This window comes from Nocardia rhamnosiphila NBRC 108938 (assembly GCF_000720425.1).
Taxonomy (GTDB): Bacteria; Actinomycetota; Actinomycetes; order Mycobacteriales; family Mycobacteriaceae; genus Nocardia; species Nocardia rhamnosiphila.
This window is the reverse complement of sequence record NZ_JOAJ01000009.1, coordinates 391,822-406,762: the sequence shown is the minus strand read 5'-3', so window position 1 is coordinate 406,762 and position 14,941 is coordinate 391,822. Positions and strand designations below refer to the sequence as shown.

Here is a 14,941-nt window from a genome sequence, read left to right as displayed (position 1 = left end):
TGGGGACAACCTGTGGATTCCTCGAGGAATCCTCGAGGAATCCACAGGTTGTCCACGGATCCATGCACAGTGTGCACAACTGGCCGGAATCTGGGGACCAAGTTGGGGACGAGCTGTGGACGCGGTGTGGACAACAAAACCTGTCCACAGCCGCCCTCGATTCATCCTCGAGTTATCCCCTGGCCATCCACAAGCAGACACGCGGTGTGACCTGGGGAAACCAGCGGAATCCACAGTTTCCACAGGGCCTATTACTACTCCTGTTCTTCATCTAGAAAATTTCTCTTCAAAACAGGTTGTGTGGACAAGTCTCGAGCGCACCGCACCACCGCGCAGAGCCGGAAGAAGAAGCCGAGGACAGCGAGGGAGAGGCAGAGGAGCACAGCGATCGCATCCACGAGCGACTACCCGCTGCTGCACAGATCTGCCGATCCGTGCGGAGCCCCGCGAGCCGGAATCGCTCCGGACCCACTGCGGCGTTCGGAGCGGCCTGCACTCCGGCGTTCGTGTAACGGTCCGGCCCGCACCACACGCCCCCCATCCGAAGATCCGGAACCCCGTACTCACGAGCGATCGCACATCGGGCGCCGGCAGCGCCTGCGCGACGTCCTTGTCACATCGATGACAAGAGCAGCCGCCGCGCCACCGAGGGGAATTCGAGTTCCGGCCGCCGCACCGGGAACCGGCGGCGGAGTTGTCCACACCGCTACCGTGGGACGACTGTGGATACGGCCACACCCTCGGGTGCGCGCGACTATCGGCCGCCCGGCGGCCGGACGATCCACAGCGGCCGCATCCGCTGGTTCATCCACAGCTCTCCACAGCCATCGGCCCAGGCAGGGGCGATACGACTGGATCCGCCCGCCCGGCCTGGCCGGGACACCGCCCGACGACGTATCCTCCACTCGGAGGGGCAGCCGACCGCGTAGCTCGAAACGGGGTACGGTCTGATGTCGGCCGCTTGTGCCAGACTCCTGGGGCGGCCGGTCCGGATTTCCGGCCGCCGCATCGACCGCCGCGCCGGTGGCGGAGTCGGCGCAGCGGGATACACGGGGGCAGCACAGCCGTCGATCCACACTGAACGGGAGAGGACACCTCGGGCGATGGACCTTGCAGGCATGAAGTTTCGGGTCGCGCGTGAGGATTTCGCGGAGTCGGTCGCCTGGGTGGCGCGCAGTCTGCCGTCTCGTCCGCCGGTCCCGGTACTCGGCGGAGTCCTGCTGGTCGTGGACGAGGACGGCCTGACCGTCTCCGGGTTCGACTACGAGGTCTCCGCGCAGATGCGGGTCGCCGCCGAGGTCGCCGGTCCCGGGCGCGTCCTGGTCTCGGGCAAGCTGCTGGCCGATATCACCAAAGCGCTGTCCAACAAGCCGGTGGACGTTTCCGTGGACGGCACCCGCGTACTGATCCAGTGCGGGAGCGCCAAGTTCTCGCTGCCGACCATGCCGGTGGAGGACTATCCCCAACTGCCGGAGGTGCCACAGTCGAGCGGGGAGCTGGCGGTCGAGGTGTTCGGTGAGGCGGTCGGCCAGGTGGCCGTCGCGGCCGGCCGCGACGACACGCTGCCCATGCTGACCGGTATCCGGGTCGAGATCGAGGGGCCGCAGGTGGTCTTGGCGGCGACCGACCGGTTCCGGCTCGCGGTGCGGCACATCCAGTGGCAGCCCGCGCGCACCGATATCGAGACCGCGGTGCTCATTCCCGCCCGCACCCTGTCCGAGGCCGCCAAGACGCTGGGTGCCTCCGATCGGCCGGTGCAGCTGTCGCTGGGGTCCGGAGCGGGCGCCGACGGGCTGCTGGGCATCGTCAACGGTGGTCGGCGGACCACCACCCGGCTGCTGGATGCCGAATTCCCCAAGTTCCGCCAGTTGCTCCCCAAGGAGCACACCTCTATCGCGACGCTGGAGGTCGCCTCGCTCTCCGAGGCGATCAAGCGTGTCGCGCTCGTGGCCGAGCGCGGTGCCCAGGTGCGGCTGGAATTCTCCGGTGAAGGCCTGCTGCTGTCGGCGGGTGGCGACGACGCCGGCCGGGCCGAGGAATGGCTCACCGCCGATTTCCGGGGCGAACCGCTGACCATCGCCTTCAACCCCGGCTACCTGATCGATGGTTTGTCCGCGCTGCGTTCCGAGCGGGTCACCTTCGGGTTCACCACGCCCAGCCGCCCGGCTGTGCTGCTGCCCGCCCGCGAGGAGGAGCCGGAGCCGCTCGATTCCGGTGCGTATCCAGCGCTGGAGAGCGACTACATCTACCTGTTGATGCCGGTCCGGCTCCCGGGCTGAACGGGCGTGGGTTCGGTAACGACGAACCGGCGCACCTCCACCCGTTACCGCCGGTGCCGGTGTACCGTGCCTGCGGTGGCGGTCGGTAGCGATACCTCCGCAAACCAGCGCCGCGACCTGCGCTCTCCCCAGTTATCCACAGCTGTGGATAACTGGGCTGTCATTCCCCGGATGGTGTGAACAGGTGCATATCCGTGCTCTGACCTTGCGTGATTTCCGATCCTGGGAGCACGCTGAGATCGAGTTATCCACAGGCCCTACGGTTTTCCTGGGGGCGAACGGTAACGGTAAGACCAACCTGCTCGAAGCGCTGGGCTACCTGTCCACCTTGGGGTCGCACCGGGTCTCCACCGACGCACCACTCGTCCGGGCCGGTGCCGAACGTGCCCGGATCGGCGCGAACGTGGTGCATCTGGGGCGCGAATTGCGGATCGACGTCGAACTCAACCGCGGCGCGGCCAACCGGGCCCAGATCAACCGGTCCCCGGTGCGCCGGCCGCGGGAGATCCTCGGCATTCTGCACACCGTGTTGTTCGCTCCCGAGGATCTGGCGCTGGTCCGGGGCGACCCGGGGGAGCGTCGTCGTTTTCTGGACGAGTTGTGCACTGCACGGCGCCCCGGTCTGGCCGGCGTACGCGCCGATTACGACCGGGTGCTGCGGCAGCGTTCGGCCCTGTTGAAAACGGCGGGCCGGTCCGCGCGGGCGGACCTCGGCACGCTGGACGTCTGGGACGGGCACCTGGCGGCTCATGCGTCGGTGCTGCTCGCGGAGCGGTTGCGCCTGGTCCACGAACTCCATCCACATCTGGCCCACGCATACGCGGCTCTCGCGCCGGAGTCACGGCCGGCGGCGATCGGGTACCGCAGCGGCGCGCTGCCGGCCGCGCTGCTCGATCCCGGCCGGCCGCCCGAGACCGGGGACCCGGCCCTGCTGGAGGAGACGCTGCTGCGTGAACTCGCCACGGCGCGGGCGAAGGAGCTCGAGCGAGGTGTCTGCCTGGTCGGTCCGCATCGGGACGAACTGGAGTTGATGCTCGGCGAAACCCCGGCCAAGGGTTTCGCCAGTCACGGGGAGTCCTGGTCGTTCGCGCTGGCGCTGCGGCTCGCGGCGTTCGAACTGCTCCGAGCGGACGGGGCCGAACCGGTCCTCTTGCTCGACGATGTCTTCGCCGAACTCGACCGGCGTCGCCGTGCCGCCCTGGCCACCGTGGCGGCGGCCGCCGAGCAGGTGCTGATCACCGCGGCCGTTCCCGAGGACGTGCCCGCCGAGCTGATCGGTGTGACGTTGCGGGTGACGACCACCGGGGATCCGGAGCATCGGATATCCGGTTTCGCGACGGAGCGCCCGGTCGCCGGTGGTGACCCGCCCGCAGCGGTCGCCGGTGATTCGGCGGGATGAGGGACACGCGCCCGCCGCCGTCTTGCATGCGCGCCGGGCCGTTCGTAGAGTGAGCCGGTACACCGGGCCGTTATCCCCCGTCCGGTATCGGAATCCAGTTATACACAGCCTGTGGATAACTTATTCGACCAGGTCGTCGCCCCGCACCCCGGACGGCTGCCCGGTCCACTCGGTGGCACCCGGCACCGGCACCCGAAATACCAGCCCTGAGCTGCTAGTTTCCCCGATGGAGCGGCCCTTGTGACGATCCTGGTGGTGCGGTGTCGAGCGGGGGTTCCCGGATGTGCACAGCCTGAGGAAAAACCGGTCGAACCTGGGGATAACTCGCACCGGTGAGTGGGAGCAGCGATGACCGACCAGCCCGGAACGCCCGGTGGCGCAACGCCTCCGACCGAACCGGAGTTGCGCGGGGTCGACCTGGCCCGCCGGGCGCTGGAGGAGGCTCGGGCAGCGGCGCGCGCCAGCGGTAAATCCGTCGGCCAGGGACGCTCTTCCCCGCGCCGCGGTCTCCGTTCCGGTGCCCGCCGCCGCAGCGGGTGGTCCGGTCCCCGTCCCGACGACCGCGATCCGCAGCCGCTGTCCAAGCTCGCCACCTCGATCGCGCGCAGCCGCGGCTGGTCCACCAAAGTCGCCGAGGGCACAGTGTTCGGGCACTGGTCGGGTGTGGTCGGGGAGGACATCGCCGCCCACGCGAAACCGATCTCTCTCGAGAACGGGGTGTTGAGTGTCGCGGCCGAGTCCACGGCCTGGGCCACGCAGTTACGTCTGCTACAGGCGCAGTTGCTCGCGAAGATCAGCGCGGCGGTGGGGCCCGGGGTGGTGCGTTCACTGCGCATTTCCGGGCCGACGGCGCCGAGCTGGCGCAAAGGGCAACGTCATATCCGGGGCCGCGGACCCCGCGATACCTACGGATAGAAACCGGTTTCACGTGGAACGCGACCTCGCGTTCACCGCCCGCGCGCCTCAGTGAACTCTCAGGCCGAATCTGGTGCTTCGAAACGGCTGCATCGCGAGGGGACCCGTGCCGGTCCGATTTCTCTCACCCAGGAAGCCGTCAGGGGTGTCGCAGGTGCACTGTAAGTTGGGCCGCGAAGTAGGATGGAACTGTAAATCAGCGGCGATGCCCTCGGCGCGTTGCGTGCAGCCCTCTGATCGTTCCCGGGCCCACGTGCGCTGTCCCACCGCCGTCCCGGGGATCAGCAAGTAAGGAGAGCTACCGACCAGTGGCTGCCAAAGACTCCAAAGCATCAGGCTCGAGCGCATCGGAAAAGCAGGACTACGGTGCCTCCTCCATCAAGGTCCTGGAAGGCCTCGAGGCGGTGCGGATGCGCCCGGGCATGTACATCGGCTCCACGGGTGAGCGCGGTTTGCACCACCTGATCTGGGAGGTCGTGGACAACTCCGTCGACGAGGCGATGGCCGGCCACGCCACCAGGGTCGAGGTCACTCTCCTGGCCGACGGCGGTGTCCAGGTCGTCGACGACGGCCGTGGTATTCCCGTCGCCATGCACGCCCAGGGCATCCCGACCATCGAGGTCGTCATGACCCAGCTGCACGCCGGCGGCAAGTTCGACTCCGATTCCTATGCCGTGTCCGGCGGTCTGCACGGCGTCGGTATCTCTGTGGTCAACGCGCTGTCCAGCCGGCTCGAAGCCGAGGTGGACACCGACGGTTACCACTGGAGCCAGACCTACAAGGACGCGGTCCCGGGGCAGCTGGTCCAGGGCGAACCGACCAAGACCACCGGAACCACCATCCGGTTCTGGGCCGATCCCGCGGTCTTCGAGACCACCACCTACAACTTCGAGACCGTATCGCGGCGCCTGCAGGAGATGGCCTTCCTGAACAAGGGCCTGACCATCGTCCTGACCGACGAGCGCGTCAGCGACACCGAGATCACCGACGAGGTGGTCAGCGACACCGCCGAAGCGCCCAAGCACGACGACAACGGCGAGAAGGCCGCGGCCGAGCCCAAGGTGAAGACCCGCACCTATCACTACCCGGGCGGTCTGGAAGATTTCGTCCGGCACATCAACCGGACCAAGCAGCCGATCCACAACTCGGTCGTCTCGTTCAACGGCAAGGGTCCCGGGCACGAGCTCGAGATCGCCATGCAGTGGAATTCCGGCTACTCCGAGTCGGTGCACACCTTCGCCAACACCATCAACACCCATGAGGGCGGCACCCACGAAGAGGGCTTCCGCGCGGCGCTGACCACGGTCGTCAACCGGTATGCGAAGGAGAAGAAACTCCTCAAGGAGAAGGACGGCAACCTCACCGGTGACGATATTCGCGAGGGCCTGGCCGCCATCGTCAGCGTCAAGGTGAGCGAGCCCCAGTTCGAAGGCCAGACCAAGACCAAACTCGGCAACACCGAGGTGAAGTCGTTCGTGCAGCGGTCCTGCAACGAGCATCTCGCGCACTGGTTCGAGGCCAATCCGGCGGATGCCAAGACCATCGTCAACAAGGCGGTGTCCTCGGCACAGGCCCGGGTCGCGGCGCGGAAGGCCCGTGAGCTGGTCCGGCGCAAGAGCGCGACCGATATCGGCGGTCTGCCGGGCAAGCTGGCCGACTGCCGGTCCAAGGACCCGAGCAAATCCGAGATCTACATCGTCGAGGGCGACTCCGCCGGCGGCTCGGCCAAATCCGGCCGGGACTCCATGTACCAGGCGATCCTGCCGCTGCGCGGAAAGATCATCAACGTCGAGAAGGCGCGTATCGACAAGGTCCTCAAGAACGCCGAGGTCCAGTCGATCATCACCGCTTTCGGCACCGGCATCCACGACGAGTTCGATATCGCCAAACTGCGGTACCACAAGATCGTGCTGATGGCCGACGCCGATGTCGACGGCCAGCACATCTCGACGCTGCTGCTGACGCTGCTGTTCCGCTTCATGCGGCCGCTCATCGAGCACGGTCACGTGTTCCTTGCGCAGCCGCCCCTGTACAAGCTGAAGTGGCATCGGACCGAGCCCGAGTTCGCCTACTCCGATCGGGAGCGCGACGGTCTGCTCGAAGCCGGTCTGGCGGCCGGTAAGAAGATCAACAAGGACGACGGTATCCAGCGGTACAAGGGTCTCGGCGAGATGAACCCCAAGGAACTGTGGGAGACCACCATGGACCCCTCGGTCCGGGTGCTCCGTCAAGTGACGCTGGACGACGCGGCCGCCGCGGACGAACTGTTCAGCGTCCTGATGGGCGAGGATGTGGCGGCTCGCCGCAGCTTCATCACCCGTAACGCCAAGGACGTCCGCTTCCTCGACGTATAGGGCGGTCCGCCCGCAGCGCCCACGCGCGCGGTGACCCGCCGTATTCCGTCAGTACCTAGGAGATTGCATGACCGACACCACCCTGCCGCCGGAGAGCGCAGGCGACCGGATCGAGCCGGTCGATATCCAGCAGGAGATGCAGAGCAGCTACATCGATTACGCGATGAGCGTGATCGTGGGCCGTGCGCTGCCCGAGGTCCGTGACGGCCTCAAGCCGGTGCACCGCCGGATCCTGTACGCGATGCACGACAACGGCTACCGGCCCGATCGCAGCTATGTGAAATCGGCCCGCCCGGTGGCCGACACCATGGGCAACTACCACCCGCACGGCGACTCGGCCATCTACGACACCCTGGTCCGCATGGCCCAGCCGTGGGCGATGCGGTACCCGCTGGTCGACGGCCAGGGCAACTTCGGCAGCCGAGGCAACGACGGCGCCGCCGCCATGCGGTACACCGAATGCCGGCTCACCCCGCTCGCCATGGAGTTGTTGCGGGAAATCGACCACGACACGGTCGATTTCATCCCCAACTACGACGGTAAGACCCAGGAACCGGTAGTTCTGCCCAGCCGGGTGCCGAACATGCTGATGAACGGCAGCAACGGCATCGCGGTCGGGATGGCGACCAATATCCCGCCGCACAATCTGAACGAGCTGGCCGCGGCGATCTACTGGATTCTCGACAACCACGAGGCCGACGAGGAAGCCGCCCTCGCCGCCTGTATGGAACGGGTGAAGGGCCCCGACTTCCCGACCTCCGGTCTGATCGTCGGGTCTCAGGGCATCCACGACGCCTACACCACCGGTCGCGGTTCCATCCGGATGCGCGGTGTGGTGGAAATCGAAGAAGATGTCCGCGGGCGCACCACGATCGTCATCACCGAACTGCCCTACCAGGTCAACACCGACAACTTCATCAACGCGATCGCCGAGCAGGTCAAGGACGGCCGGATCGCGGGCGTCGCCGATGTCCACGACGAATCGTCGGACCGCGTGGGTATGCGCATCGTCGTCACGGTCAAACGCGACGCGATCGCCAAGGTCGTACTGAACAACCTGTACAAGCACACCCAGCTGCAGACCAGCTTCGGTGCGAACATGCTCTCCATCGTCGAGGGCGTACCCCGCACCCTGCGGCTGGATCAGATGCTCCGGCTGTATGTGAACCATCAGCTGGAAGTCATCGTCCGGCGTACCCGCTACCTGCTCCGCAAGGCCGAAGAGCGGGCCCATATCCTGCGCGGTCTGGTCAAGGCGCTGGATCAGCTGGACGAGGTCATCGCGTTGATCCGCCGGTCGGCCAATACCGAGACCGCGCGGACCGGCCTGATGGAACTGCTCGATATCGACGAGACCCAGGCCACCGCGATCCTGGATATGCAGCTGCGGCGTCTGTCGGCGCTGGAACGGCAGAAGATCGTCGACGAACTGGCCAAGCTCGAGGCCGAGATCGCCGATCTGAAGGACATTCTGGAGAAGCCGGAACGGCAGCGCGCGATCGTCAAGGACGAACTCGCCGAGATCGTGGAGCGCTACGGCGACGAGCGGCGGACCCAGATCATCTCCGCCGACGGCGATGTGGCCGACGAGGATCTGATCGCCCGCGAGGACGTGGTGGTCACCATTACCGAGACCGGGTACGCCAAGCGCACCAAGACCGATCTGTACCGCAGCCAGAAGCGCGGCGGCAAGGGTGTGCAGGGCGCGGGCCTGAAGCAGGACGATATCGTCCGGCACTTCTTCGTGACCTCGACCCACGACTGGTTGTTGTTCTTCACCAACAAGGGTCGCGTATACCGGGCCAAGGCATATGAATTGCCGGAGGCCAACCGCACCGCACGCGGGCAGCACGTAGCGAATCTGCTGGCCTTCCAGCCGGACGAGAAGATCGCCCAGGTCATCCGGATCAAGTCCTACGAGGATGCCGCCTACCTGGTGCTGGCCACGCAGAAGGGCCTGGTCAAGAAGTCGCGCCTGGTCGACTTCGACTCCAACCGCAGCGGCGGGATCGTGGCGGTGAACCTGCGCGACAACGACGAATTGGTCGGCGCCGTACTGTGTTCGGCCGAGGACGACCTGCTGCTGGTCTCGGCGCAGGGACAGTCGATCCGCTTCTCGGCCACCGACGAGGCGCTGCGCCCGATGGGACGCGCCACCTCCGGGGTGCAGGGTATGCGGTTCAATGCCGAGGATGCCCTACTGTCGCTGAATGTGGTCCGCGACGGGACATACCTGCTGGTAGCGACCTCGGGCGGCTACGCCAAGCGAACCGCTATCGAGGAGTACACCGCGCAGGGACGTGGCGGAAAAGGTGTATTGACGATCCAGTACGACATCCGGCGTGGCACCCTGGTGGGTGCACTCATCGTCGACGACGACGACGAGTTGTATGCCATCACCTCCAGCGGAGGTGTTATCCGTACTGCCGCCCGGCAGGTGCGCAAGGCCGGTAGGCAGACCAAGGGCGTGCGATTGATGAACCTCGCCGAGGGCGATACCTTGCTTGCGATCGCACGTAACGCCGACGAGCCCGAGCAGATCGACGGCGGCGGTTCTCCCGAGCAGTAATCCCATATCGGCGGCAAAGAACGGATCCGAGGATTCCCATTGACCACTCCGAAACAGCCGAGCGACGAGCGGCAGCAGACGAACGGCGTGACCGAGCGGGTCGCCCCGTCCCCGATTTCGCCGCGCCCGACTCAGCGGCCGGGCGAGGCCGCGGACCACGAGCAGGCAGGTGGACAGCCGGGCGGTAACCCGTCCGGCGGTTCGCCCGCTGCCGGCCCGCAGCCCGAAAAGCAGGAGCAGCAAGGCGAATTCGCGTCCGACTCGCGCAACGCCCCGGCGGACCGGAATTCCGGCCCGCAGGCCGGCGGCGGGCCGGGCGATCAGCAGGGCGGCGCGGGTAATCAGCAGGCCGGCAAGGGCCCCGAGGGGAACCGCTACCAGGAGGGCTGGTCGCAGTTGCCGCAGCGGGAACCGCAGTCGAACCTCTCACGGCCCGGCCATATGCCGGTGGGCGGCGCCCAGCGGTCGGTCGGCCTGCAGGGCGGCGGCGGCCTGCAGGGCGGCGGGGGTTTGCAGGGCGGAGTCACCAATGCCCGCACCACCAGCGACCTGGCGGCCAAGGCGGCACGTAAGGAAGCGGCCATGGCCAAATCCGTTGGCCTGGACGGGCCGACGCGCAGTATCGCGCGTCCGGAGCTGGTGAAGGATATGCCGGATCTTTCCGAGATCCGGCATCCGCTACCCCCGGAACAGCCGCCCAATCAACCGCACAACCCGTACACACCGCCGGCCGCGCCCCCGCCCGCGCCGGCGGCGCCGCGCGGGCTGCCGCAGGCGGTGCTCGGCGGAGAACCGTTGCGCGCCACCGTCCAGGTGCGCCGTATCGATCCGTGGTCCACATTGAAGATCACTCTGGTGATCAGCGTGGCCATGTTCTTCGTGTGGATGATCGCCGTCGCGCTGCTGTACATGGTGCTCGCGGGTATGGGCGTCTGGGAGCGGCTCAACAGCACCTTCACCGATATGGTGTCCCCGGACAGCGGATCGGTGGGGCTGATCGACGCGGGTACGGTCTTCGGCTACGCCGGGGTGATCGGGCTCATCAATGTCGTCCTGTTCACCGCGCTGGCCACGGTCGGCACGTTCATCTACAACCAGTGCTGCGATATGGTCGGCGGGATCCAGGTCACGCTGGCCGACCCGGACTGAATTCGCACAAACCCGGAACGGCCGGCGCCCACATCCGGGCGTCGGCCGTTCCGCTTGTCGGGCGAGCTTCGACGCCGTTCTGACCAGCTGTTTTGGTTGAAATCACGGTTTCCTGTAGTCTCTGTTCTCGGTCGTCGAACTACAGTTCTCGTGCGAAACTGATGTTCGGTGAACCCCGCGGGTCTATAGCTCAGGCGGTTAGAGCGCTTCGCTGATAACGAAGAGGTCGGAGGTTCAAGTCCTCCTAGACCCACACTTGCACGAGAACCCGGCCCTCGAACCTTCCAAGGTTCGGGGGCTGATTCGTTTCCGGGCTCCCCGGGATACCGCCCGGTCCGGAATTGAGTTCTTCCGCTGTCACAGGACTAGGCTCGAGAGCATGAAATACGTTCTCACCATCGGTCTTGTCGCTGCGGTTCTCATCGGTATCAGCAAGCTGCGCCAGCGTGACGACGCCGACCTGTGGCACGAGGTCACCACACGCTGATCTCGTCCCGGGCGACGTTCGCTGTTGTTGCCACCGGCCCCGGTGACAACCGGGTCCGCTGTGATCACGGCCGGGCCAGCAGTTCGATGACCGAGTACACCTGTTCGGTGGTCGGCGTCGGCAGATTGTCCCGGCCGTGGATCAACCCGAGTCCGATGTAGACCATCGCGCCCGCCCGGAGGCCGGCCTGCTTCTCGTCGAACCCCAGGTCCAGCATCGTCCGGTAGACCGTCTCGAACACCCGCTGGTCGAGGGTGCGTACCGCATCGGCCACCTTGGGATTGCTGCGCGACCATTCCCGCACCGTGGTCTCCACGATCCAGTGCCGGTGGTCGACGAGCATGGCGGCCATCTTCTCGATCCGTTCCTCCACCGGGATCTCCGCGAAGCCGCCCAGCTCCCGAATCTTCTCGCTCTGTACCGCGCTCCAGCGGTCGGCCATTGCCGCCATGAGCTGTTCGATATCGTCGAAATGCCAGTAGAAGCTGCCCTTGGTCACGCCGAGCTCCTGGCACAACCGCGGGATCCTGATCGCCGCGATACCTTCGCGGGACAGCAGTTCGAGCGCGCCGTCGACCCAGTCGTCGTAGGACAGCCGAGCGGTCCGCCGGCGCCGGGTCTGTTGGGCGCGAGCTTTTTTCGATCGGGGTCGTGGTGGCGCCGTCCGGTCGTCGGCGGGATCGGGGTGCGAAGCCGTGGACGAACCCGCCGTCATCGGTTCGACAGGTCAGCGCTGAGTCTCATACTCCGATGGTAGGGGAGGGGGCCGACGGCCTCGACGTATTCGCCCATCACGACGGATTGCCGGTCGTGCGCGTGGCTGTGTCTCCGCCGGATGTGTATCGAATTCTCCGGCGCGATTTCCATACCTTCCAGTACAGTATTTCCATACGATTAGGTATGGGTTGGGCCACGCGCCCCGTCGCGGTCCGTCACCAGGTTCCGGGCGGCCCCGGTGAGGAGAGCAGCGATGTCGATACCAGCGGCGACACCGGCCGGAGACGCAACGGACACCCGATGCCCGGCGGCCTTCCGTTACTGGCAGGTCCGGGACACTCCCGCGGTCAGGCGGGTCGAACGGGTTTTCCGGGCGGTGACCGGTTCGGCGCTGTTCCCGACCGACGAGCAGGCGCGGGCGCTGTGCGCGAATATGTTCACCGGCGACCCGGTCGCGGAACGGTTCGTCGCGGAGGTGATGCGCGGGGAAACCGGCCGGGAGCACGGCCGCCGGCTGCTGGACACCGCGCTGCGCGACGGTATCGGCGCGGTTCCCGACGCCCCCACCGCCATGCGCGAGCTGTTCGACGAGTTCGAGACGGTGCCCGACTGGGTCCGGCCGGAGCTGGTCGAACGCGGCGCCGCGGTCTGGCGGCGCTGGGGCACCATGCTGTTCAGCTTCGCGGGTGCGGAGACATTGGAGATGTACACCGAATCCGCGGTCGCGACACCGCTTTCGCTGGCCGGTGGTTACGCCGGAGACAGCGCGCTGCGCCGCTTCCTGGAGACCTGCCGGTTCTGGATGGACGTCTCCCGGCCCGGAGCGCTGCTGAGTCCGGGCTCGCCGGGGCGGGCCACCGCCCTGAAGGTGCGGATCATGCACGTCTCGGTGCGTGCGGGCGTGCAGCGGCATCCGGAATGGGAGGTCGAGCGGTGGGGGCTGCCGATCAGCCAGACCTACCAGTTGCTGACGCTGATCGCCGGCAGCACCATCCCGGGCCTGGGACTCTGGGCGCTGGGCTACCAGACGACCCCCGCGGAGTTCCGGGCGCTCCTGCATTTCCAGAAGTACATGGGATACCTCCTGGGTGTCCGGCTGACGTGGCACCCGGAGACCGTGGCCGACACGCTACGGGTGATGGCGATGACGATGGTCGCCCGGGCGTACGACTCCGGTGCGCAGGGCGCCGAACTCATCGAGTCCTATCCCGCGGCGTTCGCCCCCCGCCCGGAGCAGCGGGGCCCGGCCCGGCTGCGGGCGCACTACAACTATCGGATCAACTCGGCGTACTCGGCCCTTTACATGCTGCCCACCACCCGGCGCCGCTACCGGATGCCGGCGGCCTTCCCGTGGGTGCTCGTCCCCATCGCCAGAATCCCGCTGGTCACCGCCGTGGAATTCCTCCGCCGCGTGCCGCCGCTGGGCCGGGTGCACGAGCGGATCATGCTCTGGCACCGGGAGAACTGGTATCGCGAGCAGATGCAGGGCCGGGAAGCGGAGTTCGAGGCGACCGGCGCCCTGCGACGCTGATCGGCCGCCCCCGGGTATCCTTGTTTGACGGTGTACGTGCCGGAACGCTAGTGTTTCGCAGGCGACTCGCGGCTCAGGCCGCACGGCTGCCCGGGGCCTTAGCTCAATTGGCAGAGCACTGCCTTTGCAAGGCAGGGGTTAGGGGTTCGATTCCCCTAGGCTCCACTTCCGGTATTCAGCAGGCGACTGCGGCCAGATGGCCGCGGTGCCTGTCTCCCCATTCCTCGAGCGGGCGCAGCGCCTCTGCGAGTTCCTCTCCGAGCGGGGTCAGCGAGTATTCGACTCGCGGCGGCACCTCCGCGTACACCTCACGCCGCACCACGCCGCCGGCTTCGAGCTGGCGCAGATTCTCGGTCAGCACTTTCTCGCTCACCCCCGTCAACGCCCGGCGGATCTGGCCGAACCGCTGCGGGCTCGTGCCCAGGACCCACATCAGGTGCAGTTTCCACTTGCCGCCGACCACATCGATGGCCAATGACATCCCGCACACTTGGTGATCCGCATCACTCACGCCGGCCACCTTCTCCTCCTGACCTCGTTACGGACCTGGCGGTAAGCAACCACATCCGCAGGTGCGTTCTTGTCCGACTCTACCCGCGTGACCAGCATCGGTATCGGCGCCGCAACCAGCTGAACCACAACCGAGAAGGACATCGAATGTCTCAGGAGAAGATCCGGTCCGTCAGTGTCATCGGGCTGGGGCCGATGGGCCGGGCGATGGTGCGGGCATTCCTCGCCGCCGGTATCGAGGTCACCGTTTGGAATCGCAGCGGTGACAAGGCCCAGGCGATGGTGGCCGAGGGCGCGAAACGTGCCGCGTCCGTGGCCGAAGCGCTGGAAGCCAATGAGGTGACCGTGCTCAGCCTGACCCACTACGCGGCGATGTACGACGTACTCGGCCCGGTGGCCGGCAGTCTGTCCGGCAAGGTGATCGCCAATCTGTCCTCGGATTCGCCCGAGAATGCGCGTAAGGGTGCCGCGTGGGTGCGCGAGCAGGGCGCCGAATTCCTCTCCGGCGGCTTCATGTCCGCGGGCGACAATATCGCGCACCCGGCCTCGTATGTGTTCTACAGCGGACCGCGGGAGGTCTTCGAAGCCCATGCCGAACTGCTGCGGCCGCTGAGTCCGCAGGAGTACCTCGGGGTGGACGACGGTCTGGCGCAGGTCTTCTATCAGGCGCTGCTGATCGTCTTCCATCCGTGGATGCTCGCCTTCGACCAGGCGCTCGCCGTCATCGACCGCTCCGGTGTCGATATCGACCAGTTCCTGCCGTACGCCGTGCGGTCTAGCGAGGCGTACCCGTTCTTCATGACCGAGTACGCCGCGGCGGCGAAGGCCGGTGGCTGGGGCGATCTCACTGCCTTCAAGATGATGGACGCCGGAGCACAGCACATCATCGACGCCAGTACCGAGGTCGGTGTGGACGCCACCCTTTCCCGTGCGGCGCAGGGGTTGTGGCGCCGGGCGCGGGGCGCGAGCGAGCGGGCCGGCCGTCCGGTGCCCGTGTTCGAGATGATGGGTGGCGGCGACTCCGCATAGGG

Annotated in this window: 10 protein-coding genes and 2 tRNA genes; 10 read left to right on the top strand and 2 right to left on the bottom strand. The window is 66.9% G+C overall.

Annotation, left to right across the window (positions count from 1 at the left end; all coding sequences use genetic code 11):
• Positions 1 to 1,103: 1,103 nt before the first annotated feature.
• The 7 genes from dnaN to IG75_RS0128570 all read left to right on the top strand — a co-directional run bounded on the left by dnaN (position 1,104) and on the right by IG75_RS0128570 (position 10,918).
• Positions 1,104 to 2,279: a DNA polymerase III subunit beta gene (gene dnaN / locus IG75_RS0128600; RefSeq protein WP_030524448.1), complete on the top strand. Its 1,176-nt coding sequence runs from the start codon at positions 1,104 to 1,106 to the stop codon at positions 2,277 to 2,279.
• 184 nt (positions 2,280 to 2,463) lie between these two features.
• Positions 2,464 to 3,678 carry a DNA replication/repair protein RecF gene (gene recF, locus IG75_RS0128595; protein WP_081877188.1) on the top strand — a complete coding sequence of 405 codons (1,215 nt, stop codon included), beginning with the start codon at positions 2,464 to 2,466 and terminating at the stop codon, positions 3,676 to 3,678.
• Between the two features lie 348 nt (positions 3,679 to 4,026).
• On the top strand, positions 4,027 to 4,593 hold the full coding sequence (locus IG75_RS0128590) for a DUF721 family protein (protein WP_030524446.1): 567 nt from the start codon (positions 4,027 to 4,029) through the stop codon (positions 4,591 to 4,593).
• A gap of 308 nt (positions 4,594 to 4,901) precedes the next feature.
• The gene (gene gyrB / locus IG75_RS0128585) at positions 4,902 to 6,947 is read left to right on the top strand and encodes a DNA topoisomerase (ATP-hydrolyzing) subunit B (RefSeq protein WP_030524445.1); all 2,046 of its coding nucleotides are present in this window, start codon (positions 4,902 to 4,904) and stop codon (positions 6,945 to 6,947) included.
• A gap of 67 nt (positions 6,948 to 7,014) precedes the next feature.
• On the top strand, positions 7,015 to 9,516 hold the full coding sequence (gene gyrA / locus IG75_RS0128580; protein WP_030524444.1) for a DNA gyrase subunit A: 2,502 nt from the start codon (positions 7,015 to 7,017) through the stop codon (positions 9,514 to 9,516).
• A 39-nt stretch (positions 9,517 to 9,555) separates the two neighbouring features.
• Positions 9,556 to 10,665, top strand: coding sequence for a DUF3566 domain-containing protein (locus tag IG75_RS0128575; RefSeq protein WP_030524443.1), 1,110 nt, complete (start codon positions 9,556 to 9,558; stop codon positions 10,663 to 10,665).
• Positions 10,666 to 10,844: 179 nt separating this feature from the next.
• Positions 10,845 to 10,918, top strand: a tRNA-Ile gene (locus IG75_RS0128570).
• A gap of 298 nt (positions 10,919 to 11,216) precedes the next feature.
• Here the strand turns inward: IG75_RS0128570 and IG75_RS0128560 are convergent.
• Positions 11,217 to 11,867 (bottom strand): TetR/AcrR family transcriptional regulator, encoded by a 651-nt coding sequence (locus IG75_RS0128560; RefSeq protein WP_063834200.1) that lies wholly within the window; start codon positions 11,865 to 11,867, stop codon positions 11,217 to 11,219.
• A 255-nt stretch (positions 11,868 to 12,122) separates the two neighbouring features.
• On the opposite strand from IG75_RS0128560, the gene IG75_RS0128550 reads away from it, so the two are divergent.
• On the top strand, positions 12,123 to 13,400 hold the full coding sequence (locus IG75_RS0128550; protein ID WP_030524441.1) for an oxygenase MpaB family protein: 1,278 nt from the start codon (positions 12,123 to 12,125) through the stop codon (positions 13,398 to 13,400).
• A gap of 92 nt (positions 13,401 to 13,492) precedes the next feature.
• Positions 13,493 to 13,565 (top strand) — tRNA-Ala (locus IG75_RS0128545).
• 10 nt (positions 13,566 to 13,575) lie between these two features.
• On the opposite strand, the gene IG75_RS0128540 is transcribed toward IG75_RS0128545, so the two are convergent.
• Positions 13,576 to 13,881, bottom strand: coding sequence for a winged helix-turn-helix transcriptional regulator (locus tag IG75_RS0128540; protein WP_051714990.1), 306 nt, complete (start codon positions 13,879 to 13,881; stop codon positions 13,576 to 13,578).
• On the opposite strand from IG75_RS0128540, the gene IG75_RS0128530 reads away from it, so the two are divergent.
• Positions 13,875 to 14,939 carry an NAD(P)-dependent oxidoreductase gene (locus IG75_RS0128530; RefSeq protein WP_156059200.1) on the top strand — a complete coding sequence of 355 codons (1,065 nt, stop codon included), beginning with the start codon at positions 13,875 to 13,877 and terminating at the stop codon, positions 14,937 to 14,939. The genes IG75_RS0128540 and IG75_RS0128530 overlap by 7 nt on opposite strands.
• The last annotated feature ends 2 nt before the right edge of the window (positions 14,940 to 14,941 follow it).